Annotated in this window: 19 protein-coding genes, 1 pseudogene and 1 riboswitch; of the genes and pseudogenes, 10 read left to right on the plus strand and 10 right to left on the minus strand. The window is 54.9% G+C overall.

Going from position 1 to position 22,247, the window contains the following annotated elements:
• From tuf to rpoC, 9 genes and pseudogenes are all read left to right on the plus strand, one after another.
• Nucleotides 1-227 (plus strand): annotated as a pseudogene (tuf, locus tag LLF79_RS25480) (elongation factor Tu); the annotation flags it as partial.
• Nucleotides 228-456: 229 nt separating this feature from the next.
• Nucleotides 457-840, plus strand: a complete 384-nt coding sequence (secE, locus tag LLF79_RS25485) for a preprotein translocase subunit SecE (RefSeq protein WP_003862342.1) — start codon at nucleotides 457-459, stop codon at nucleotides 838-840.
• Nucleotide 841: 1 nt separating this feature from the next.
• Nucleotides 842-1,387 (plus strand): transcription termination/antitermination protein NusG, encoded by a 546-nt coding sequence (gene nusG, locus LLF79_RS25490; RefSeq protein ID WP_003862341.1) that lies wholly within the window; start codon nucleotides 842-844, stop codon nucleotides 1,385-1,387.
• Nucleotides 1,388-1,542: 155 nt separating this feature from the next.
• On the plus strand, nucleotides 1,543-1,971 hold the full coding sequence (gene rplK, locus LLF79_RS25495; protein WP_008503452.1) for a 50S ribosomal protein L11: 429 nt from the start codon (nucleotides 1,543-1,545) through the stop codon (nucleotides 1,969-1,971).
• A gap of 3 nt (nucleotides 1,972-1,974) precedes the next feature.
• Nucleotides 1,975-2,679 (plus strand): 50S ribosomal protein L1, encoded by a 705-nt coding sequence (gene rplA / locus LLF79_RS25500; RefSeq protein WP_006810530.1) that lies wholly within the window; start codon nucleotides 1,975-1,977, stop codon nucleotides 2,677-2,679.
• Nucleotides 2,680-2,970: 291 nt separating this feature from the next.
• Nucleotides 2,971-3,468, plus strand: coding sequence for a 50S ribosomal protein L10 (gene rplJ / locus LLF79_RS25505; protein WP_003862338.1), 498 nt, complete (start codon nucleotides 2,971-2,973; stop codon nucleotides 3,466-3,468).
• Nucleotides 3,469-3,534: 66 nt separating this feature from the next.
• Nucleotides 3,535-3,900: a 50S ribosomal protein L7/L12 gene (rplL, locus tag LLF79_RS25510; RefSeq protein ID WP_002445276.1), complete on the plus strand. Its 366-nt coding sequence runs from the start codon at nucleotides 3,535-3,537 to the stop codon at nucleotides 3,898-3,900.
• A 319-nt stretch (nucleotides 3,901-4,219) separates the two neighbouring features.
• Nucleotides 4,220-8,248 (plus strand): DNA-directed RNA polymerase subunit beta, encoded by a 4,029-nt coding sequence (gene rpoB / locus LLF79_RS25515; RefSeq protein WP_008503453.1) that lies wholly within the window; start codon nucleotides 4,220-4,222, stop codon nucleotides 8,246-8,248.
• A 76-nt stretch (nucleotides 8,249-8,324) separates the two neighbouring features.
• The gene (rpoC, locus tag LLF79_RS25520; RefSeq protein ID WP_008503454.1) at nucleotides 8,325-12,548 is read left to right on the plus strand and encodes a DNA-directed RNA polymerase subunit beta'; all 4,224 of its coding nucleotides are present in this window, start codon (nucleotides 8,325-8,327) and stop codon (nucleotides 12,546-12,548) included.
• 57 nt (nucleotides 12,549-12,605) lie between these two features.
• Here the strand turns inward: rpoC and LLF79_RS25525 are convergent, their stop codons facing one another.
• From LLF79_RS25525 to LLF79_RS25570, 10 genes are all read right to left on the minus strand, one after another.
• Entirely contained in the window at nucleotides 12,606-12,923 is a 318-nt protein-coding gene (locus tag LLF79_RS25525; RefSeq protein WP_008503455.1) for a PTS lactose/cellobiose transporter subunit IIA, read from the minus strand.
• Nucleotides 12,923-13,231, minus strand: a complete 309-nt coding sequence (locus LLF79_RS25530) for a PTS sugar transporter subunit IIB (RefSeq protein ID WP_227880607.1) — start codon at nucleotides 13,229-13,231, stop codon at nucleotides 12,923-12,925. Before LLF79_RS25530 ends, LLF79_RS25525 begins: the two co-directional genes overlap by 1 nt.
• Nucleotides 13,232-13,411: 180 nt before the next feature.
• Nucleotides 13,412-14,953, minus strand: a complete 1,542-nt coding sequence (locus LLF79_RS25535; protein ID WP_025910400.1) for a sensor domain-containing diguanylate cyclase — start codon at nucleotides 14,951-14,953, stop codon at nucleotides 13,412-13,414.
• Between the two features lie 336 nt (nucleotides 14,954-15,289).
• Nucleotides 15,290-16,417 (minus strand): 2-iminoacetate synthase ThiH, encoded by a 1,128-nt coding sequence (gene thiH / locus LLF79_RS25540; protein WP_227880608.1) that lies wholly within the window; start codon nucleotides 16,415-16,417, stop codon nucleotides 15,290-15,292.
• Nucleotides 16,414-17,184, minus strand: coding sequence for a thiazole synthase (thiG, locus tag LLF79_RS25545; RefSeq protein ID WP_021242958.1), 771 nt, complete (start codon nucleotides 17,182-17,184; stop codon nucleotides 16,414-16,416). The genes thiH and thiG overlap by 4 nt, the downstream gene beginning before the upstream one ends.
• A gap of 1 nt (nucleotide 17,185) precedes the next feature.
• Complete coding sequence (gene thiS / locus LLF79_RS25550) at nucleotides 17,186-17,386, minus strand: sulfur carrier protein ThiS (protein ID WP_008503460.1); 201 nt, start codon at nucleotides 17,384-17,386, stop codon at nucleotides 17,186-17,188.
• A complete protein-coding gene (locus tag LLF79_RS25555) occupies nucleotides 17,370-18,125 on the minus strand; it encodes a HesA/MoeB/ThiF family protein (RefSeq protein ID WP_023326466.1) in 756 nt (251 codons plus the stop codon). The genes thiS and LLF79_RS25555 overlap by 17 nt, the downstream gene beginning before the upstream one ends.
• Nucleotides 18,118-18,753, minus strand: coding sequence for a thiamine phosphate synthase (gene thiE, locus LLF79_RS25560; protein WP_021242961.1), 636 nt, complete (start codon nucleotides 18,751-18,753; stop codon nucleotides 18,118-18,120). Before thiE ends, LLF79_RS25555 begins: the two co-directional genes overlap by 8 nt.
• Nucleotides 18,753-20,648 (minus strand): phosphomethylpyrimidine synthase ThiC, encoded by a 1,896-nt coding sequence (gene thiC, locus LLF79_RS25565; RefSeq protein WP_219284560.1) that lies wholly within the window; start codon nucleotides 20,646-20,648, stop codon nucleotides 18,753-18,755. The genes thiE and thiC overlap by 1 nt, the downstream gene beginning before the upstream one ends.
• A 79-nt stretch (nucleotides 20,649-20,727) precedes the next feature.
• Nucleotides 20,728-20,836: riboswitch (TPP riboswitch) on the minus strand.
• A 54-nt stretch (nucleotides 20,837-20,890) separates the two neighbouring features.
• Entirely contained in the window at nucleotides 20,891-21,376 is a 486-nt protein-coding gene (locus tag LLF79_RS25570) for an Rsd/AlgQ family anti-sigma factor (protein WP_008503464.1), read from the minus strand.
• Between the two features lie 95 nt (nucleotides 21,377-21,471).
• Here LLF79_RS25570 and nudC point away from each other — a divergent pair, with 95 nt between their 5' ends.
• Nucleotides 21,472-22,245 carry an NAD(+) diphosphatase gene (nudC, locus tag LLF79_RS25575; RefSeq protein ID WP_008503465.1) on the plus strand — a complete coding sequence of 258 codons (774 nt, stop codon included), beginning with the start codon at nucleotides 21,472-21,474 and terminating at the stop codon, nucleotides 22,243-22,245.
• Nucleotides 22,246-22,247: the final 2 nt, after the last annotated feature.

Raw genomic sequence — 22,247 nt, forward strand, 5'->3', positions numbered from 1 at the left:
ATACTCCGTTCTTCAAAGGCTACCGTCCACAGTTCTACTTCCGTACTACTGACGTGACCGGTACCATCGAACTGCCAGAAGGCGTTGAGATGGTAATGCCAGGCGACAACATCAAGATGGTTGTGACGCTGATCCACCCAATCGCGATGGACGACGGTCTGCGTTTCGCAATCCGTGAAGGTGGCCGTACCGTTGGCGCGGGCGTGGTTGCTAAAGTTCTCGGCTAATTGCTGATAACATTTGACGCAATGCGCAATAAAAGGGCATCATTTGATGCCCTTTTTGCACGCTTTCACGTCAGAACCTGGCTCATCAGTGATTATTTTTGTCATAATCATTGCTGAGACAGGCTCTGCAGAGAGCGTATAATTCGAAAAGCGAATTAGCATTTCGATTTGGTTTGCCTCGCAATCGCGGGGTGAAAATGTTTGTAGAATACTTCTGACAGGTTGGTTTATGAGTGCGAATACCGAAGCTCAAGGGAGCGGGCGCGGCCTGGAAGCGATGAAATGGGTAGTAGTAGCCGTTCTGCTGATCGTAGCGATTGTCGGCAACTACCTTTATCGTGACATGATGCTGCCGCTACGCGCGCTTGCAGTGGTAATTCTGATTGCTGCAGCGGGTGGTGTCGCGCTGTTGACGACGAAAGGCAAAGCGACCGTCGCTTTTGCTCGCGAAGCGCGTACCGAAGTCCGTAAGGTAATTTGGCCGACTCGCCAGGAAACATTGCACACCACGCTGATCGTAGCGGCGGTTACCGCTGTAATGTCACTGATCCTGTGGGGACTGGATGGTATTCTGGTTCGCCTGGTATCCTTTATCACTGGCCTGAGGTTCTGAGATGTCTGAAGCCCCTAAAAAGCGCTGGTACGTCGTTCAGGCGTTTTCCGGTTTTGAAGGCCGCGTAGCAACGTCGCTGCGTGAGCATATCAAATTACACAACATGGAAGAGTTATTTGGCGAAGTTATGGTTCCGACCGAAGAAGTGGTCGAGATCCGTGGCGGCCAGCGTCGCAAAAGCGAGCGCAAATTCTTCCCGGGTTACGTGCTGGTTCAGATGGTGATGAACGACGCGAGCTGGCACCTGGTGCGCAGCGTACCGCGCGTGATGGGCTTTATCGGCGGCACGTCTGACCGTCCGGCGCCAATCAGCGACAAAGAAGTGGATGCGATTATGAACCGCCTGCAGCAGGTTGGTGATAAGCCGCGTCCGAAAACGCTGTTTGAACCGGGTGAAATGGTTCGTGTTAATGACGGTCCGTTTGCTGACTTTAACGGCGTCGTTGAAGAAGTGGACTACGAAAAGTCCCGCCTGAAAGTTTCTGTATCTATCTTCGGTCGTGCGACCCCGGTAGAACTGGACTTTGCGCAGGTCGAAAAAGCCTAAGCAGCGATCAAAAAAGCGACGATTTAATCGTTGCACAGGGCGCGAGATTGGAATACAATTTCGCGCCTTTTGTTTTTATGGGCCCGGCCCGTAAAACGAATTTTATTCACGGGGAGCCTCACTGAGGCGCTATTACCCAATCAGAGGATTTTAGAATGGCTAAGAAAGTACAAGCCTACGTCAAGCTGCAGGTTGCAGCTGGTATGGCGAACCCAAGTCCACCAGTTGGTCCAGCTCTGGGTCAGCAGGGTGTGAACATCATGGAATTCTGTAAAGCGTTCAACGCAAAAACGGAATCCCTGGAAAAAGGTCTGCCAATCCCAGTCGTAATCACTGTTTACGCTGACCGTTCTTTCACTTTCGTTACCAAAACCCCTCCTGCAGCAGTTCTGCTGAAGAAAGCGGCTGGTATCAAGTCTGGTTCCGGCAAACCGAACAAAGACAAAGTGGGTAAAATTTCCCGCGCTCAGCTGCAGGAAATCGCGCAGACCAAAGCTGCCGACATGACTGGTGCCGACATTGAAGCGATGACTCGCTCAATCGAAGGTACTGCACGTTCCATGGGCCTGGTAGTGGAGGACTAAGAAATGGCTAAACTGACCAAGCGCATGTCCGTGATCCGTGACAAAGTTGATGCGACCAAACAGTACGACATCAACGAAGCTATCGCTCTGCTGAAAGAACTGGCAACTGCTAAGTTCGTTGAAAGCGTTGACGTTGCCGTTAACCTGGGCATCGACGCGCGTAAATCCGATCAGAACGTTCGTGGCGCAACTGTACTGCCACACGGTACTGGCCGTTCCGTTCGCGTAGCTGTATTTGCTCAGGGTGCAAACGCTGAAGCTGCTAAAGCTGCCGGCGCTGAACTGGTAGGTATGGAAGATCTGGCTGATCAGATCAAGAAAGGCGAAATGAACTTTGACGTTGTTATTGCTTCTCCAGATGCAATGCGCGTTGTTGGCCAGCTGGGCCAGGTTCTGGGTCCACGCGGCCTGATGCCAAACCCGAAAGTGGGTACTGTAACCCCTAACGTTGCTGAAGCGGTTAAGAACGCTAAAGCAGGTCAGGTTCGTTATCGTAACGACAAAAACGGCATCATCCACACCACCATCGGTAAAGTGGACTTTGACGCTGACAAACTGAAAGAAAACCTGGAAGCTCTGCTGGTTGCGCTGAAAAAAGCAAAACCAACTCAGGCGAAAGGCGTGTACATCAAGAAAGTTAGCATCTCCACCACCATGGGTGCAGGTGTTGCAGTTGACCAGGCTGGCCTGAGCGCTGCTGCAAACTAATGCCTTTACGTGGGCGGTGATTTTGTCTACAATCTTACCCCCACGTTTGCTAACAATTGTTAGCGACTAAAAGATTTGTTCGTTGGAGCCTGGCCTAATCCAGGCCTCCGTCGAAGACCGCAGGTGTTTCGCAAGAGACTTAATCCCCTGCGTAGACGGTGACAGAACGCTAAGATTATTTTTGGATACTCTGGCTTGTTTCTGCTCACCGTATTAAGACGCTCTTTCCGTTGGGGAGAGTGAAGTGAGTTCCGGAACATGAGTTCCGGCAAACATCCAGGAGCAAAGCTAATGGCTTTAAATCTTCAAGACAAACAAGCGATTGTTGCTGAAGTCAGCGAAGTAGCCAAAGGCGCGCTGTCTGCAGTAGTTGCGGATTCCCGTGGCGTTACTGTAGACAAAATGACTGAACTGCGTAAAGCAGGTCGTGAAGCTGGCGTATACATGCGTGTTGTTCGTAACACCCTGCTGCGCCGCGTAGTTGAAGGTACTCAGTTCGAGTGCCTGAAAGACACGTTTGTTGGTCCGACCCTGATTGCATACTCTATGGAACACCCGGGCGCTGCTGCTCGTCTGTTCAAAGAGTTCGCGAAAGCGAATGCAAAATTTGAGGTCAAAGCTGCAGCCTTTGAAGGTGAGTTGATCCCGGCATCGCAAATCGATCGCCTGGCAACCCTGCCGACCTACGAAGAAGCAATTGCACGCCTGATGGCAACCATGAAAGAAGCTGCGGCTGGCAAACTGGTTCGCACTCTGGCTGCTGTACGCGATGCGAAAGAAGCTGCTTAATCGCAGTTATCTTTATAAAGCATTTGCTTACGTATAAACTTATTCTGATTTTCAGGAACAATTTAAATGTCTATCACTAAAGATCAAATCATTGAAGCAGTAGCAGCTATGTCCGTAATGGACGTTGTAGAGCTGGTTTCTGCAATGGAAGAAAAATTCGGTGTTTCTGCTGCTGCTGCTGTAGCTGTAGCTGCGGGCCCGGCTGAAGCTGCTGAAGAAAAAACTGAATTCGACGTAATTCTGAAAGCTGCTGGCGCGAACAAAGTTGCTGTTATCAAAGCAGTACGTGGCGCAACTGGCCTGGGTCTGAAAGAAGCTAAAGACCTGGTAGAATCTGCTCCAGCTGCGCTGAAAGAAGGCGTGAGCAAAGACGACGCAGAAGCACTGAAAAAATCTCTGGAAGAAGCTGGCGCTGAAGTTGAAGTTAAATAAGCCAACTTTTCTGGTTGCAGCCTAAGTCATTAGGCTGATGGCTGGTGACTTTTTAGTCACCAGCCTTTTTGCGCTGTAAGGCCTCGGTAGCATTTCACACTGTTTGACTATCGATGTGTCTTTCAATGCTTGTTTCTATCGACGACTTAATATACTGCGACAGGGTGCTCGCTCTGTGTAAATCGCAATGAAATGGTTTAAGCGTGATAGCAACAGGTATTGCGGAAAGTATTCAATTTTCCGGTCCACAAAATGGTGTTGCACAAACTGTCCCTTCGTCGGACAGATGGGTCGACTTGTCAGCGAGCTGAGGAACCCTATGGTTTACTCCTATACCGAGAAAAAACGTATTCGTAAGGATTTTGGTAAACGTCCACAAGTTCTGGACATTCCATATCTCCTTTCTATCCAGCTTGACTCGTTCCAGAAGTTTATCGAGCAAGATCCTGAAGGGCAGTACGGTCTGGAAGCAGCCTTCCGCTCCGTGTTCCCGATTCAGAGCTACAGCGGTAACTCCGAGCTGCAGTACGTCAGCTACCGCCTTGGCGAACCGGTGTTTGACGTTCAGGAATGTCAGATCCGTGGCGTGACCTATTCCGCACCGCTGCGCGTAAAACTGCGTCTGGTGATCTACGAGCGCGAAGCGCCGGAAGGCACCGTAAAAGACATTAAAGAACAAGAAGTCTACATGGGTGAAATTCCACTCATGACGGACAACGGTACTTTCGTTATTAACGGTACTGAGCGTGTTATCGTTTCCCAGCTGCATCGTAGCCCGGGCGTCTTCTTCGACAGCGATAAAGGTAAAACGCACTCTTCCGGTAAAGTACTGTATAACGCACGCATCATTCCTTACCGTGGTTCCTGGCTGGACTTCGAGTTCGATCCAAAAGACAACCTGTTTGTCCGTATCGACCGTCGTCGTAAACTGCCTGCAACCATCATTCTGCGTGCACTGAACTATACCACTGAGCAGATCCTGGACCTGTTCTTTGAGAAAGTGATCTTTGAAATCCGCGACAACAAGCTGCAGATGGAGCTGGTGCCGGAACGTCTGCGTGGTGAGACCGCGTCGTTCGACATCGAAGCCGACGGCAAAGTGTATGTGGAAAAAGGTCGCCGTATCACCGCGCGCCACATCCGCCAGCTGGAAAAAGATGATATCAAACACATCGAAGTTCCGGTTGAATACATTGCAGGAAAAGTAGCCGCGAAAGATTACGTTGATGAATCAACTGGCGAGCTGATCTGCCCGGCTAACATGGAGCTGAGCCTGGATCTGCTGGCTAAGCTGAGTCAGGCTGGCCACAAACGTATCGAAACGCTGTTCACCAACGATCTGGACCACGGTCCGTACATCTCTGAGACTGTACGCGTCGACCCAACCAACGATCGTCTGAGCGCGCTGGTTGAAATCTACCGCATGATGCGTCCTGGTGAGCCACCAACTCGCGAAGCGGCTGAAAGCCTGTTCGAGAACCTGTTCTTCTCCGAAGACCGCTACGATCTGTCCGCGGTTGGTCGTATGAAGTTCAACCGTTCTCTGCTGCGCGACGAAATCGAAGGTTCCGGTATCCTGAGCAAAGACGACATCATCGAAGTGATGAAGAAGCTCATCGATATCCGTAACGGCAAAGGCGAAGTGGACGACATCGACCACCTCGGCAACCGTCGTATCCGTTCCGTAGGCGAAATGGCGGAAAACCAGTTCCGCGTTGGCCTGGTACGTGTAGAGCGTGCGGTGAAAGAGCGTCTGTCTCTGGGCGATCTGGATACCCTGATGCCTCAGGATATGATCAACGCCAAGCCGATTTCTGCAGCAGTGAAAGAGTTCTTCGGTTCCAGCCAGCTGTCTCAGTTCATGGACCAGAACAACCCGCTGTCTGAGATTACGCACAAGCGTCGTATCTCTGCACTCGGCCCTGGCGGTCTGACCCGTGAGCGTGCAGGCTTCGAAGTTCGAGACGTACACCCGACGCACTACGGTCGCGTATGTCCAATCGAAACGCCTGAAGGTCCAAACATCGGTCTGATCAACTCCCTGTCCGTGTACGCACAGACTAACGAATACGGTTTCCTCGAGACCCCGTATCGTAAAGTGACCGACGGTGTTGTTACCGACGAAATTCATTACCTGTCTGCTATCGAAGAAGGCAACTACGTTATCGCTCAGGCGAACTCCAACCTGGATGACGAAGGCCACTTTGTAGAAGATCTGGTTACCTGCCGTAGCAAAGGCGAATCCAGCTTGTTCAGCCGCGACCAGGTTGACTACATGGACGTATCCACCCAGCAGGTGGTATCCGTCGGTGCGTCCCTGATCCCGTTCCTGGAACACGATGACGCCAACCGTGCATTGATGGGTGCGAACATGCAACGTCAGGCCGTTCCAACTCTGCGTGCTGATAAGCCGCTGGTTGGTACCGGTATGGAACGTGCTGTTGCCGTTGACTCCGGTGTTACTGCAGTTGCTAAGCGTGGCGGTACTGTTCAGTACGTGGATGCCTCCCGTATCGTTATCAAAGTTAACGAAGACGAGATGTACCCGGGCGAAGCAGGTATCGACATTTATAACCTGACCAAATACACCCGTTCTAACCAGAACACCTGTATCAACCAGATGCCTTGCGTATCTCTGGGTGAGCCAGTTGAGCGCGGCGACGTGCTGGCAGACGGTCCGTCCACCGACCTCGGTGAACTGGCGCTCGGTCAGAACATGCGCGTAGCGTTCATGCCGTGGAACGGTTACAACTTCGAAGACTCCATCCTCGTCTCCGAGCGTGTGGTTCAGGAAGATCGTTTCACCACCATCCACATTCAGGAACTGGCGTGTGTGTCCCGTGACACCAAGCTGGGGCCAGAAGAGATCACTGCTGACATCCCTAACGTGGGTGAAGCTGCGCTCTCCAAACTGGATGAATCCGGTATTGTTTACATCGGTGCGGAAGTGACCGGCGGCGACATTCTGGTGGGTAAGGTTACGCCGAAAGGTGAAACCCAGCTGACGCCAGAAGAGAAACTGCTGCGTGCCATCTTCGGTGAGAAAGCGTCTGACGTTAAAGACTCTTCTCTGCGCGTACCAAACGGTGTTTCCGGTACGGTTATCGACGTTCAGGTCTTCACTCGTGATGGCGTTGAGAAAGATAAGCGTGCGCTGGAAATCGAAGAGATGCAGCTCAAACAGGCTAAGAAAGACCTGTCTGAAGAACTGCAGATCCTCGAAGCGGGTCTATTCAGCCGTATCTATGCGGTGCTGGTTGCCGGTGGCGTTGAAGCTGAGAAGCTCGACAAACTGCCACGCGATCGCTGGCTGGAACTGGGCCTGACCGACGAAGAGAAACAAAATCAGCTGGAACAGCTGGCTGAGCAGTATGACGAACTGAAACACGAGTTCGAGAAAAAACTCGAAGCGAAACGCCGCAAAATCACTCAGGGCGACGATCTGGCACCAGGCGTGCTGAAGATTGTTAAGGTCTATCTGGCTGTTAAACGTCAGATCCAGCCTGGTGATAAGATGGCAGGTCGTCACGGTAACAAGGGTGTTATCTCTAAGATCAACCCGATCGAAGATATGCCGCACGATGCTAACGGTACGCCGGTAGATATCGTACTGAACCCACTGGGCGTACCGTCTCGTATGAACATTGGTCAGATCCTGGAAACTCACCTGGGTATGGCTGCGAAAGGCATCGGCGACAAGATTAACGCCATGCTGAAACAGCAGCAGGAAGTCGCGAAACTGCGCGAATTCATCCAGCGTGCCTACGATCTGGGTACCGACGTGCGTCAGAAAGTCGACCTGAACACCTTCAGCGATGAAGAAGTGCTGCGTCTGGCAGAGAACCTGCGCAAAGGTATGCCAATTGCAACGCCGGTATTCGACGGTGCAAAAGAAGCTGAAATTAAAGAGCTGCTGCAACTGGGTGGTCTGCCAACGTCTGGTCAGATTACGCTGTTTGACGGCCGTACCGGTGAACAGTTCGAACGTCCGGTAACCGTAGGTTACATGTACATGCTGAAACTGAACCACCTGGTCGACGACAAGATGCACGCTCGTTCTACCGGTTCTTACAGCCTGGTTACTCAGCAGCCGCTGGGTGGTAAGGCACAGTTCGGTGGTCAGCGCTTCGGGGAGATGGAAGTGTGGGCGCTGGAAGCATACGGCGCGGCATACACCCTGCAGGAAATGCTCACCGTTAAGTCTGATGACGTGAACGGTCGTACTAAGATGTATAAAAACATCGTGGACGGCAACCATCAGATGGAACCAGGCATGCCAGAATCCTTCAACGTACTGTTGAAAGAGATTCGTTCGCTGGGTATCAACATCGAACTGGAAGACGAGTAATTCTCGCTCAAACAGGTCACTGGTGCCGGGTTAATCCCCGGCACCGGATTGTGCTAACTCCGACGGGAGCAAATCCGTGAAAGATTTATTAAAGTTTCTGAAAGCGCAGACTAAAACCGAAGAGTTTGATGCGATCAAAATTGCTCTGGCTTCGCCAGACATGATCCGTTCATGGTCTTTCGGTGAAGTTAAAAAGCCGGAAACCATCAACTACCGTACGTTCAAACCTGAGCGTGACGGCCTTTTCTGTGCGCGTATTTTCGGGCCAGTAAAAGATTACGAGTGCCTGTGCGGTAAGTACAAGCGCCTGAAACACCGCGGTGTGATCTGTGAGAAGTGCGGCGTTGAAGTGACCCAGACCAAAGTGCGCCGTGAGCGCATGGGCCACATCGAGCTGGCGTCTCCGACTGCTCACATCTGGTTCCTGAAATCACTGCCGTCCCGTATCGGTCTGCTGCTGGATATGCCGCTGCGTGATATCGAACGTGTTCTGTACTTCGAATCTTATGTGGTTATCGAAGGCGGGATGACGAACCTGGAACGTCATCAGATCCTGACTGAAGAGCAGTATCTGGACGCGCTGGAAGAGTTCGGTGACGAATTCGACGCGAAGATGGGTGCGGAAGCTATTCAGGCTCTGCTGAAGAGCATGGATCTGGAGCAAGAGTGCGAGCAGCTGCGTGAAGAGCTGAACGAAACCAACTCCGAAACCAAGCGTAAAAAGCTGACCAAGCGTATCAAACTGCTGGAAGCGTTCGTTCAGTCTGGTAACAAGCCAGAGTGGATGATCCTGACCGTTCTGCCGGTTCTGCCGCCAGATCTGCGTCCACTGGTTCCGCTGGATGGTGGTCGTTTCGCAACGTCCGATCTGAACGATCTGTATCGTCGCGTGATCAACCGTAACAACCGTCTGAAACGTCTGCTGGATCTGGCTGCGCCGGACATCATCGTACGCAACGAAAAACGTATGCTGCAGGAAGCGGTAGATGCCCTGCTGGATAACGGTCGTCGCGGTCGTGCGATCACCGGTTCTAACAAACGTCCTCTGAAATCTTTGGCCGACATGATCAAAGGTAAACAGGGTCGTTTCCGTCAGAACCTGCTCGGTAAGCGTGTTGACTACTCCGGTCGTTCTGTAATCACCGTAGGTCCATACCTGCGTCTGCATCAGTGCGGTCTGCCGAAGAAAATGGCACTGGAGCTGTTCAAACCGTTCATCTACGGCAAGCTGGAACTGCGTGGCCTGGCCACCACCATCAAAGCCGCTAAGAAAATGGTTGAGCGTGAAGAAGCTGTCGTTTGGGATATCCTGGACGAAGTTATCCGCGAACACCCGGTACTGCTGAACCGTGCACCAACCCTGCACCGTCTGGGTATCCAGGCATTTGAGCCAGTCCTGATCGAAGGTAAAGCGATCCAGCTGCACCCGCTGGTTTGTGCGGCATATAACGCCGACTTCGATGGTGACCAGATGGCTGTTCACGTACCGCTGACGCTGGAAGCCCAGCTCGAAGCGCGTGCGCTGATGATGTCTACCAACAACATCCTGTCTCCAGCGAACGGTGAGCCAATCATTGTTCCTTCTCAGGACGTTGTACTGGGTCTGTACTACATGACCCGTGACTGTGTTAACGCCAAAGGCGAAGGCATGGTGCTGACTGGCCCGAAAGAAGCTGAGCGTATTTATCGCGCTGGCCTGGCCTCTCTGCATGCGCGCGTTAAAGTGCGTATCACCGAATACGAAAAAGATGCAAACGGCGAATTCGTTGCGAAAACCAGCCTGAAAGACACGACCGTTGGCCGTGCCATTCTGTGGATGATCGTACCGAAAGGTCTGCCTTTCTCCATCGTCAACCAGGCGCTGGGCAAGAAAGCGATCTCCAAAATGCTGAACACCTGTTACCGCATTCTGGGCCTGAAGCCGACCGTTATCTTCGCTGACCAGACTATGTACACCGGCTTTGCTTATGCAGCGCGTTCAGGTGCATCTGTTGGTATCGATGACATGGTCATCCCAGAGAAGAAACACGAGATCATCTCTGAAGCGGAAGCTGAAGTTGCTGAGATCCAGGAGCAGTTCCAGTCTGGTCTGGTTACCGCGGGCGAACGCTATAACAAAGTTATCGATATCTGGGCAGCGGCGAACGATCGTGTATCCAAAGCGATGATGGATAACCTGCAGACCGAAACCGTGATTAACCGTGACGGCGTAGAAGAGCAGCAGGTTTCCTTCAACAGCATCTACATGATGGCCGACTCCGGTGCGCGTGGTTCTGCAGCACAGATTCGTCAGCTGGCAGGTATGCGTGGTCTGATGGCGAAGCCAGATGGCTCCATCATCGAAACGCCAATCACCGCGAACTTCCGTGAAGGTCTGAACGTACTCCAGTACTTTATCTCCACGCACGGTGCGCGTAAAGGTCTGGCGGATACCGCACTGAAAACCGCGAACTCCGGTTATCTGACGCGTCGTCTGGTAGACGTTGCGCAGGATCTGGTTGTGACCGAAGACGATTGTGGCACCCTCGAAGGTATCACCATGACCCCGGTTATCGAGGGTGGTGATGTTAAAGAGCCACTGCGCGATCGCGTACTGGGTCGTGTGACCGCGGAAGACATCCTGAAGCCGGGCACCGCAGACATTCTGGTTCCACGCAACACCCTGCTGCACGAACAGTGGTGTGACCTGCTGGAAGCGAACTCTGTTGACTCCGTGAAGGTGCGTTCCGTTGTATCCTGTGACACCGACTTTGGTGTATGTGCGCACTGCTACGGTCGTGACCTGGCGCGTGGCCACATCATCAACAAAGGTGAAGCCATCGGCGTTATCGCGGCACAGTCCATCGGTGAGCCGGGTACACAGCTGACGATGCGTACGTTCCACATCGGTGGTGCGGCATCTCGTGCGGCTGCTGAATCCAGCATCCAGGTGAAAAACAAAGGTAGCATCAAGCTCAGCAACGCGAAATCGGTTGTGAACTCCAGCGGTAAACTGGTTATCACTTCACGTAACACCGAGCTGAAGCTGATCGACGAATTCGGTCGTACCAAAGAGAGCTATAAAGTGCCTTACGGTGCGGTTATGGCGAAAGGTGATGGCGAGCAGGTTGCCGGCGGTGAAACCGTTGCAAACTGGGATCCACACACCATGCCGGTTATCACCGAAGTAAGTGGTTTCATCCGCTTCACTGACATGATCGACGGCCAGACCATTACTCGTCAGACTGACGAGCTGACCGGTCTGTCTTCTCTGGTGGTTCTGGATTCTGCTGAACGTACTACCGGCGGTAAAGATCTGCGTCCTGCACTGAAAATCGTTGATGCTCAGGGTAATGACGTTCTGATCCCAGGTACCGATATGCCTGCGCAGTACTTCCTGCCGGGTAAAGCGATTGTACAGCTGGAAGATGGCGTACAGATCAGCTCTGGTGACACCCTGGCGCGTATTCCTCAGGAATCCGGCGGTACCAAGGACATCACCGGTGGTCTGCCACGCGTTGCGGACCTGTTCGAAGCACGTCGTCCGAAAGAGCCGGCAATCCTGGCTGAAATCAGCGGTATCATCTCCTTCGGTAAAGAGACCAAAGGTAAGCGCCGTCTGGTTATCACTCCAGTAGATGGCAGCGAACCGTACGAAGAGATGATTCCTAAGTGGCGTCAGCTCAACGTGTTCGAAGGTGAACGCGTAGAACGTGGTGACGTGGTTTCCGACGGTCCAGAAGCGCCGCACGACATCCTGCGTCTGCGTGGTGTGCATGCTGTTACTCGTTACATCGTTAACGAAGTACAGGACGTATACCGCCTGCAGGGCGTTAAGATTAACGATAAACACATCGAAGTTATCGTTCGTCAGATGCTGCGTAAAGCAACCATCGAAAACGCGGGCAGCTCCGAGTTCCTCGAAGGCGAGCAGGTTGAATACTCACGCGTCAAGATCGCTAACCGCGAACTGGAAGCGAACGGCAAAATCGGTGCGACCTTCTCGCGCGATCTGCTGGGTATCACCAAAGCGTCTCTGGCAACCGAGTCCTTCATCTCTGCAGCATCGTTCCAGGAAACGACTCGTGTCCTGACCGAAGCCGCTGTTGCAGGTAAACGTGATGAACTGCGCGGTCTGAAAGAGAACGTTATCGTGGGTCGTCTGATCCCGGCGGGTACCGGTTATGCGTACCATCAGGATCGTATGCGTCGTCGTGCTGCAGGCGAACTGCCAGCTGCACCGCAGGTTACTGCTGAAGATGCATCCGCGAGCCTGGCAGAACTGCTGAACGCAGGTCTGGGTGGCTCCGACAACGAGTAATCGTTGAGTCGCTAATAAAAAACCCGCTTCGGCGGGTTTTTTTATATCTGCACTATTTCAGTTTACTAATGGGATCCGTCGATACAGCTCAATCATATCGCCCGCCAGGTCCTGTATGACCATGGCGTTCATCAGGTGATCCTGCGAGTGGACGGTGATCAGGTTAACCGGAAGCTTCCCGGTCCCTTCATCAAGACCGATAAGCTGCGTCTGTATGGTGTGCGCATGCTTCACATATTCCCGCGACTCTTCCATCGCTTTTTCGGCTTCGTCAAACTCACCTTTACGCGCCATCTGCAATGCCGTCAGGGCCGCACTGCGCGCCGCGCCTGCGTTAACAAGCAGTTCCATAATCGTGGTTTCTAAGTCTTCCATTATGACTCCAGAAGTTTGAGCGCTTTATCCAGTACGGCATCACCTTTCATCATGCCGTAATCCATCATGTCGATCACCGCGACCATTTTGCCCAGCGGGTCGGCCTGCGCCTGTAATTTAGCCTGCTCGTATTTAACCTGTGGCCCCAGCAATACGATGTCGGCCGTTGCGATGTTGTCTTTAAACTCCGCAACCGGAACGGCTTTAATGGTGACTTCAACCCCTTTTTTCTGCGCGGCGTCTTTCATACGTTGAACCAGCATGCTGGTTGACATTCCCGCTGCACAGCATAAAACGATGTTCTTCATAATCAGCCTCGATCTACATGTGTTTATTGATAATTATCCCGTGCAGACCGCTTCAACAACCGCTTTACCGCGATTGTGTGTCAGGCATCACAAAGAAACAGGCGTTTTTCTGAAACCGGTTACAATTTTACATTGGCGGATACCCGGCCCGTCGAAATGGGCAGGGATAAAGCGAGAGGATTAGCTGATGGATGTGCGAACGATTCGATTTTTTCCCTGCTGTTTGGCGCTGTAGAGAGCGTTATCAACGCTTCCGACAAATTGTTCCAGCGGTTCAAAATGCCACTCCCCAAGACCGCCGCTGAATGTAACCCGCAGGTTTTCTTCCCGCCAGACGCGTTTTTCAACGGCGGTACGCCACGCTTCCAATAATGAGAGCGCGGAAGACATCTGCTCCGCCTGGAAGATTACGGCGAACTCTTCTCCGCCATAACGGTAAACCGAGACGTGATGTGGCTGCATAATCTGGATCCCTTCACGAGCCACGTTGCGCAGAACGATATCACCGGTCAGGTGACCCAGCGTGTCGTTAATTGACTTGAAGTTATCAATATCCACCAGCGCCATCGCGAAGGGCTGCTGGGCATTCAGCAGCTCTGCGATATCGCTGTCGAACGCGCGGCGGTTTTTACAGCCCGTCAGCGCATCGTGGGTGGCCTGGCGCACATACGCCATTTCGCGCTCTTTATTGGACTGAATCGTGTGGCTCAACATCGCTTCCAGGCGCGGTGCCTCGTTAACGTCGCCAGTTTTGATGGCATTGATAATGTGCATCAGCACGCTACGCGAGGCGTGGCGGAGGTATAAGCCGAAAAGGATGATGATGATGGCCGCCAGTGCAAACCCCCAGCCAACGATCGTCGTTTCGTGGCGGGTGATATCGGTGAGCGTCGCACCGGATACCCGGTAGATGACAAACCAGTCCGGGTTGGTAAACGAGTAATAGTAATACCAGGCGTTGCTTTTCTTGTCGTAAAGATGGCCTTCGCCGCTGGTCATTTTGTCCATCAGCGCTTCGCTCACGTACTGCTTGAAGAGCGCGCCGGTATCCGGATGCAGCACCACGGCACCGTCGCGTTCGACAACGAAGAATTCCCCCTGAACGGGCGCCACCATCTGGCGCAGGGTATAGCCCATTGACGTCAAATCAAGATGAAAGGCGATCGTTCCCTTCAGTCTGCCTTCCGGCGAGATCAACGGCTTATAAAGGGTTACCGTCGGATGGCCGGTAAAGTAGTCCATGTAGGGACGGGTATAGTGGCTGAAGATGCTGGCTTCCGCCTGAGCGACAAACCACGGCCGCGTTCGGGGATCGAAGGTTTTACTCTTCTCCGTGGGGAGCACTTCTGGTGCGCGCAGATAATGCCCCTGCGTATCGGCAAGCGAAATGGAGGAGACGGTCGGCATCAGGTTCTGCAAATGCATGACCATCTGCAGCCCCTGCGTCGGGTTAAGGTTTAGCGTCTCGTTTAGCCTGTCGTCGCGCGCAAAGTACATCGCGGAACGGCCCAGAATATAGTCGTTTTCACGCAGGATAGATTCGGTGTAGTTCACCGCCAGGTTGTGCGTGAAGTTGCTATTGATCTTATGATAATCCTCAAGAAAATCCTTTCGTTGCGAAAGCGTCACCGCGATCGCGATCACCGCAAAACTGCAGAGGATCCCCGCAAAGCTGAGCATAATGGGCCGGGTAAAAGAGAGCTTTTTGCTGTGAAGTGCCATGAGCTGTACATCGTTCCTGATGGTGAATACTTTTCGTCTGCCGATATCCTCTCAGCATAGTCGCTGCCCTGCGGTTAGCGGTGAATTATACGGCACGCGATTTTTGACAGGATGATTTATCTTAAGAACCATTAAGAAAATACTTATTAAAATGGCATGAGCCGTTTTTGCAATGAACCAGAGGCAGGGCGAAACGAGGAAGAAGCTTTTCGCCCTGGTCAGCATCCGTTGCTGACCGTGTGACAATAAAAAACCGGACGATCGCTGACAATCTTCCGGTTTTGCCTTTTCGTCGCGGCTCGACAATTTTTTAACGTGTTGCAGTGCGTTTCAACGTCACTGCGAGGCTCTTCCCAGCCAGCTGTCCCAGTCTTTCCAGACAGGCTGAAGACCCTGCGCCGTCAGGGCGGCGGCGACCGCTTCCGGGCGTCGTCCGTCATGAGGTGCAAATTGTTCCAGTTCCGGATGGTCGTCGGCGTAACCGCCAGGCTGCGTTTTGGAAAACGCGCTGACGTTGTTAATTGCAATCGGGATGACGCGATCGCGAAACGCCGGGGACTCGCGCGTTGAGAGCGATAATTCCACTTCCGGAGCGAGCAGGCGAAACGCGCAAATGGTCTGCACCAGCTGGCGTTCATCCATCAGCGAAGCCGGTTCAATTCCTCCCGCGCAGGGACGCAGGCGCGGGAAGGAGATGGAGTATCGGCTCTGCCAGTAGTGCTGCTGCAACCACAGCAAATGTTCCGCCACCATGTAACAATCCACCCGCCAGCTGTCGGAGAGCCCGATCAGCGCACCCAGACCGATTTTGTCGATACCGGCGCGACCCAGCCTGTCCGGCGTTTCCAGGCGGAAGAGGAAATCCTGTTTCTTGCCCTTCAGGTGGTGTCGGGCGTACGTCGCCTCGTGGTAGGTTTCCTGATAGACCATGACGCCGTCCAGCCCGAGCGTTTTGAGCTCCGCGTACTCCTCCTGCGACAGAGGCTGCACTTCCATCTGCAACGACGCAAACTGACGACGAATGGCGGGAAGGTGCCGACGGAAATAGTCCATTCCCACTTTCCCCTGATGTTCGCCCGTGACCAGCAAAAGATGTTCAAAGCCCATTTCACGGATGGCCGCACACTCACGGGCAATCTCAGCCTCATCGAGCGTTTTACGCTTGATGCGGTTGCTCATGGAGAAACCGCAGTAGGTGCAGTCATTGGCGCACAGGTTGGAGAGATAGAGCGGCACGTAGAAACTTACCGTGTTGCCAAACCGCTGGCGGGTAAGCCGCTGCGCTCGCTGGGCCATCGGTTCGAGGTAGGCGCTGGCCGCCGGGGAGAGCAGGGCCATCAGATCCTCGCGGGTCAGATGACGGGCCTGCAGCGCGCGCTCCACGTCAGCCGCCGTTTTGCTGTTGATACGCAGGGCAATGTCGTCCCAGTTAAGCTGGCGCCAGCGCTCGGTAAACGTGCTCATGAGATCGCCTCCAGAAAACCGGTCAGCGGGCTGGTGGCCTGCGCCTGGAAACTGCGCGAGCCGGGGCCGGATCCTCTTGCCAGCAGGCCGGCCTCCACGGCCAGGCGGAACGCACGCGCCATCATTACCGGATCGTCGGCAACCGCGATAGCCGTATTCACCAGCACCGCGTCGGCGCCCATCTCCAGCGCCTGCGCGGCATGGCTGGGCACGCCAATGCCTGCATCCACCACCACCGGTACGGTAGCCTGTTCAATAATGATTTCCAGCATCGCGCGGGTCTCCAGCCCCTGGTTAGAGCCAATGGGGGCCCCCAGCGGCATGACGGCGGCGCAGCCGACCTCTTCCAGCCGTTTGCACAGGACAGGGTCGGCCCCGCAGTAAGGCAGGACGGTAAACCCTTGCTGAACCAGCTTTTCAGCCGCTTTCAGCGTTTCAATCGGATCGGGCAGCAGCCAGCGGGCATCCGGATGGATTTCCAGCTTCAACCAGCGGGTGCCGAGCGCCTCCCGTGCCAGCTGTGCGGCAAAAATCGCCTCTTCTGCCGTTTTGGCACCGGAGGTGTTGGGTAACAGCGTGACGCCCGCTTCCAGCAACGGAGCCAGAATGGCATCGCTGTGATGGCGCAGATCCACGCGCTTAAGTGCCAGCGTCACCAGCTGGCTGCCGCTTTCGCGAATGGCCTCCACCATCAGCTGCGGCGAGGCGAATTTTCCGGTTCCGGTAAACAGATGTGAATCAAAGACTTTATCGGCAATACGTAACATCTCAGCCCCCTGCGATAACCTGAAACAGCAGGATCTGGTCGCCGTCATTGACCTGCTGATGTTCCCACTGCTCGCGCGGCAGGATCTGTTGATTGAGCGCCAGCGCCGTTCCCGGCTTGAGCTGACGCAGCTTGTCGAGCAGTGCGGCAACGGTGAGCCCGTCGTCGCAGCTCATCGGCTCATCGTTAAACAGAATGCGCATCGCGGCCTCCGCACACCGGGCAGTGGCTGGCGCGATGCAGCGCCAGATGACGCCAGCCGCTGGAGCGGGCATCAAACAGCCGCAGCGTATTGCGTTCCGTCTCCATGCCGCTGAGCAGCTTGATGGCCTCCAGCGCCTGCATCGTGCCCATCACGCCGACCACCGGACCCAGAATGCCCGCCGTACGGCAGTTGCGCGTCGGCTCGGCATCGTCCGGCCACAGGCAGCGATAGCAGCCCTGCGTCCACGGTGGCGTCAGAACCATCATTTGCCCGCCGAACCCCACCGCGCTGGCGGTGATAAGCGGCGTATGGTTTGCCACGCAGGCGGCGTTGATCGCCTGGCGCGTCGCCATGTTGTCGGTACAGTCCAGCACCACGTCGGCAAGGGCGACTTCACGGTGCAGGCTTTCACCGCCAAGCCGCTCCTGTAGGGCAATCAGTTCGATATCCGGGTTAAGCTGATGCAGCCGCTGCCGGGTGATCTGTGCTTTCGGCTGGTTGATATCCTCGGTGGTAAAGAGGATTTGTCGCTGCAGGTTGCTGAGGTGGACCTCGTCGTCGTCGGCCAGCACCAGCGTGCCGATGCCCGCGCCTGCCAGATAGAGCGCGGCGGGTGTGCCTAATCCCCCCAGGCCAACAATCAGCACCCGGCTGGCCAGCAGTTTTTGCTGCCCGTCGATGGCGATATCTTCCAGCAGGATCTGACGGCTGTAGCGCATAAAGTCGCGATCATTCATCGCCTGCTCCTGCCAGCTGTAACAGCTGTTCAGTGGCGGCCTGCCAGTCTGCGGCCTGGGTGATGGCGCTGACGACGGCGATGCTGCCCACGCCGGTCTCCAGCACTGCCGGGGCGCGTTCCAGGCTGATTCCGCCGATGGCGACGGTGGGGTAGTCGGCAAGGCGTTTAACGTGACCCGCCAGTTGCGTCAGACCCTGCGGAGCGGAGGGCATCTGCTTGGTTTGCGTCGGGAAGACGTGACCGAGCGCGATGTAAGAGGGACGGGCCGCCAGGGCCACGTCGATCTCCATGTCATCGTGTGTTGACACACCAAGACGCAACCCGGCGTCACGGATTGCGCTCAGATCCGTTGTTTCCAGGTCCTCCTGACCCAGATGCACGCCGTACGCCCGGTGCTTAACGGCCAGCCGCCAGTAGTCATTGATAAACAGGCGGGCGTTATACCGACGCCCCAGCGCAATGGCGGCAACCACATCGGCTTCCACCTCCTCATCGCGTTTATCCTTGATGCGCAGCTGGAGGGTGCGAACGCCTGCTTCCAGCAGGCGCGCTATCCACGCCACGCTGTCCACCACCGGATAGAGCCCTAAACGGTAGGGAACGGGTGGGAAATCGGGCTGGTACATTACGCCTCCTCTTTTTTGAGGTAGATTTCGCCGCCTTTGGCGCGGAAGGTTTCGGACATGTCCGCCATACCCACTTCAATGGTTTGCGTGGCGGCGTAGTCGCGCACCTCCTGGCTGATTTTCATCGAGCAGAACTTCGGCCCACACATGGAGCAGAAGTGCGCGACTTTGCCCGATTCCTGCGGCAGGGTTTCGTCGTGGTAGGCGCGGGCGGTGAACGGATCCAGCGCCAGGTTGAACTGGTCTTCCCAGCGGAATTCAAAGCGCGCCTTCGACATGGCGTTATCACGGATTTGCGCGCCCGGGTGGCCTTTGGCCAGATCCGCCGCGTGGGCGGCAATCTTGTAGGTGATCAGCCCCTGCTTCACGTCCTCTTTGTTTGGCAGCCCGAGGTGCTCTTTCGGCGTCACGTAGCAGAGCATGGCGCAGCCGAACCAGCCGATCATCGCCGCGCCAATGCCTGACGTGAAGTGGTCATAGCCCGGCGCGATGTCGGTGGTCAGTGGCCCCAGCGTGTAGAACGGCGCTTCGTGGCAGTGCTCCAGCTCTTCGGTCATGTTGCGGCGGATCATCTGCATCGGCACGTGGCCCGGGCCTTCAATCATCACCTGCACGTCATACTCCCAGGCGATTTTGGTCAGTTCGCCCAGCGTGTGCAGCTCGGCAAACTGCGCTTCGTCGTTGGCGTCGCGGATGGAGCCCGGGCGCAGGCCGTCGCCCAGCGACAGAGAGACATCGTAAGCGGCGCAGATTTCGCAGATCTCGCGGAAGTGTTCGTAGAGGAAGTTCTCCCGGTGATGGGAGAGGCACCACTTCGCCATGATCGAACCGCCGCGCGAGACGATGCCGGTCAGACGCTTCGCGGTCATCGGCACGTAGCGCAGCAGCACGCCCGCGTGAATGGTGAAGTAGTCCACGCCCTGTTCCGCCTGCTCCAGGAGCGTGTCGCGGAACGCTTCCCAGGTGAGGTTTTCGGCGATGCCGTTGACCTTCTCCAGCGCCTGATAAATCGGGACGGTGCCAATCGGAACCGGACTGTTACGCAGGATCCACTCGCGGGTTTCGTGAATATAGCGGCCGGTGGAGAGGTCCATTACCGTGTCCGCGCCCCAGCGCGTTGACCAGACCAGCTTTTCAACCTCTTCTTCGATGGAGGAGGTGACGGCCGAATTACCGATGTTAGCGTTGACCTTCACCAGGAAGTTGCGGCCGATAATCATCGGCTCGGATTCCGGGTGGTTAATGTTGGCGGGGATGATCGCGCGGCCTGCGGCCACTTCGTCACGCACAAATTCCGGCGTGATGTTCTCCGGCAGGCGTGCGCCAAAGCCTTCGCCCGGGTGCTGGTAGCGCAGCACTTCGCTGCGGATACGCTCGCGGCCCATGTTCTCGCGGATGGCGATGAACTCCATCTCCGGCGTGACGATCCCCTGGCGGGCGTAGTGCAGCTGCGTCACGCATTTGCCCGCTCTGGCGCGTTTTGGCGTCAGCAGGCCGGTAAAGCGCAGCGCGTCCAGACCGTCGTCGGCCAGGCGTTCTTTGGTGTATGCAGAACTGCGTACGCTCAGTTCTTCGCAGTCGTTACGCGCCTCTATCCACGGCTGGCGCAGCTTTGCCAGACCCTGCTGGACGTTAATAGCAACATCAGGATCGCCGTACGGGCCGGAGGTGTCATACACCGGCACGGCTTCGTTGTCTTCATACTGCGGATTCTCTTTGGTGCCGCCGATAAGCGTCGGGCTGAGCTGGATTTCGCGCATCGGGACGCGGATATCGGCCTGCGAGCCGGAAATGTAGATGCGTTTCGAGTTCGGGAAAGCGGTGCCTTCCAGGGTGTCGATGAAATGTTGGGCCTGTGCACGCTGTTCGCGGCGGGTCAGTTTTGCAGTAGACATAGCTCATTCCAAAAGTGAAGGACATGGCTTGTCAGACGACGGATGAAGCAAGAGAGGATCGCCCGGGGGGCGATACAACAGCAGTGTGACTCTTGTTCCCTTCGCAGGTATTAGCCTGATCAGGTTCCGCGGATCCCGAATTAACGGTCTCAGCCCGGCTTTCGCTCTGGGCACTCCGACAAGAAAAATCCCCCTCGTGAGAGGGGCGAATGGTTGTAAATTACTCGTTAACGATTAAGAACTCAAGCCGGGCGCGCGATGTTATCTTCGGGGCTGGCGTCCAGGACGAGGCTAATCAGCTTATCTTCCAGCGTGAATCGCTCTTCCAGCGCTTCGCCAAGGTCGGAAAGCGCCTGCTGGAACTCAAGATAGTTATCGTGATCGATGGCGTTCTCAAGCGTGGAATCGTAGTAATCCATGATCTGCTGGGTGTTGGCTTCCAGCAGCGGACAAAGCTTGCTGGCCGCTAAATACGGCGTAGTCCCTTCCATTTCGCGGATAATGCGTTCATAAATATTGAAATGGCCGTCGGAAAGATAGTCGACCAGGCTCTGACAAAAATCATCCAGCGCTTTTTCATTCAGCCGCATAAACGATTCTTTGCCAGGCTTAAGACCGACCAGATTGTAATAAGCCACGAGTAGATGCTTGCGCACATGTAGCCAGCGATCCACCAGTTTGTTACTTCCTCTAACGCGCTCAGTCAGGCTTTCTAGCTGGTTTAACATGGTCGACTCCGCAAAGTGTAGGATTGAATCTGCTCATCCAGAATGTAACCACAATGCTAACAACATGTCAGTGAAGCGAAGGTAGTGCAATAGATATGGATCGTATTATTGAAAAATCAGATCTGGGTTGGTGGATCGTCAGTCACGAACAAAAATTATGGTTGCCCGGTGGAGAGCTGCCCTACGGTGCGGCGGAAACGTTCGATCTCGTGGGCCAGCCTGCGCTGAAGATCGGCGAGTGGCAGGGTGAACCCGTGTGGTTGATCCAACAATCGCGTCGTCAGGATATGGGATCCGTTCGCCAGGTGTTGGATCTGGACGTAGGCCTGTTCCAGCTGGCGGGGCGGGGCGTCCAGCTGGCGGAGTTTTACCGTTCGCACAAATACTGCGGCTATTGCGGCCATACCATGCACCCGAGTAAAACCGAGTGGGCGATGCTCTGCAGCCACTGCCGCGAACGTTATTACCCACAAATTGCGCCGTGCATTATCGTCGCTATCCGTCGGGATGACTCTATTTTGCTTGCACAGCATACCCGCCATCGCAACGGCATTCATACCGTGCTGGCCGGGTTCGTCGAAGTGGGCGAAACGCTGGAGCAGGCAGTGGCGCGCGAGGTGATGGAAGAGAGCGGAATCAAAGTGAAGAACCTGCGCTACGTCACCTCCCAGCCGTGGCCGTTCCCGCAGTCGCTGATGACGGCCTTTATGGCCGACTATGACAGCGGCGAGATCGTTATCGATCAGAAAGAGCTGCTGGATGCGAACTGGTATCGCTATGACGATCTACCGCTGCTCCCCCCACCGGGTACCGTGGCGCGTCGGCTGATAGAAGATACCGTAGCGATGTGTCGGGCCGAGTATGAGTAGTG

This window comes from Enterobacter cloacae complex sp. 2021EL-01169 (assembly GCF_020733125.1).
GTDB lineage: Bacteria > Pseudomonadota > Gammaproteobacteria > Enterobacterales > Enterobacteriaceae > Enterobacter > Enterobacter roggenkampii.

What these genes read in the sequence shown, in the direction of transcription:
- secE (WP_003862342.1), top strand. Translation starts at nt 457, where the DNA reads ATGAGTGCGAATACCGAAGCTCAAGGGAGCGGGCGCGGCCTGGAAGCG.
- nusG (WP_003862341.1), top strand. Translation starts at nt 842, where the DNA reads ATGTCTGAAGCCCCTAAAAAGCGCTGGTACGTCGTTCAGGCGTTTTCC.
- rplK (WP_008503452.1), top strand. Translation starts at nt 1,543, where the DNA reads ATGGCTAAGAAAGTACAAGCCTACGTCAAGCTGCAGGTTGCAGCTGGT.
- rplA (WP_006810530.1), top strand. Translation starts at nt 1,975, where the DNA reads ATGGCTAAACTGACCAAGCGCATGTCCGTGATCCGTGACAAAGTTGAT.
- rplJ (WP_003862338.1), top strand. Translation starts at nt 2,971, where the DNA reads ATGGCTTTAAATCTTCAAGACAAACAAGCGATTGTTGCTGAAGTCAGC.
- rplL (WP_002445276.1), top strand. Translation starts at nt 3,535, where the DNA reads ATGTCTATCACTAAAGATCAAATCATTGAAGCAGTAGCAGCTATGTCC.
- rpoB (WP_008503453.1), top strand. Translation starts at nt 4,220, where the DNA reads ATGGTTTACTCCTATACCGAGAAAAAACGTATTCGTAAGGATTTTGGT.
- LLF79_RS25525 (WP_008503455.1), bottom strand. Translation starts at nt 12,923, where the DNA reads ATGGAAGACTTAGAAACCACGATTATGGAACTGCTTGTTAACGCAGGC.
- LLF79_RS25530 (WP_227880607.1), bottom strand. Translation starts at nt 13,231, where the DNA reads ATGAAGAACATCGTTTTATGCTGTGCAGCGGGAATGTCAACCAGCATG.
- LLF79_RS25535 (WP_025910400.1), bottom strand. Translation starts at nt 14,953, where the DNA reads ATGGCACTTCACAGCAAAAAGCTCTCTTTTACCCGGCCCATTATGCTC.
- thiH (WP_227880608.1), bottom strand. Translation starts at nt 16,417, where the DNA reads ATGAGCACGTTTACCGAGCGCTGGCGCCAGCTTAACTGGGACGACATT.
- thiG (WP_021242958.1), bottom strand. Translation starts at nt 17,184, where the DNA reads ATGTTACGTATTGCCGATAAAGTCTTTGATTCACATCTGTTTACCGGA.
- thiS (WP_008503460.1), bottom strand. Translation starts at nt 17,386, where the DNA reads ATGCGCATTCTGTTTAACGATGAGCCGATGAGCTGCGACGACGGGCTC.
- LLF79_RS25555 (WP_023326466.1), bottom strand. Translation starts at nt 18,125, where the DNA reads ATGAATGATCGCGACTTTATGCGCTACAGCCGTCAGATCCTGCTGGAA.
- thiE (WP_021242961.1), bottom strand. Translation starts at nt 18,753, where the DNA reads ATGTACCAGCCCGATTTCCCACCCGTTCCCTACCGTTTAGGGCTCTAT.
- thiC (WP_219284560.1), bottom strand. Translation starts at nt 20,648, where the DNA reads ATGTCTACTGCAAAACTGACCCGCCGCGAACAGCGTGCACAGGCCCAA.
- LLF79_RS25570 (WP_008503464.1), bottom strand. Translation starts at nt 21,376, where the DNA reads ATGTTAAACCAGCTAGAAAGCCTGACTGAGCGCGTTAGAGGAAGTAAC.
- nudC (WP_008503465.1), top strand. Translation starts at nt 21,472, where the DNA reads ATGGATCGTATTATTGAAAAATCAGATCTGGGTTGGTGGATCGTCAGT.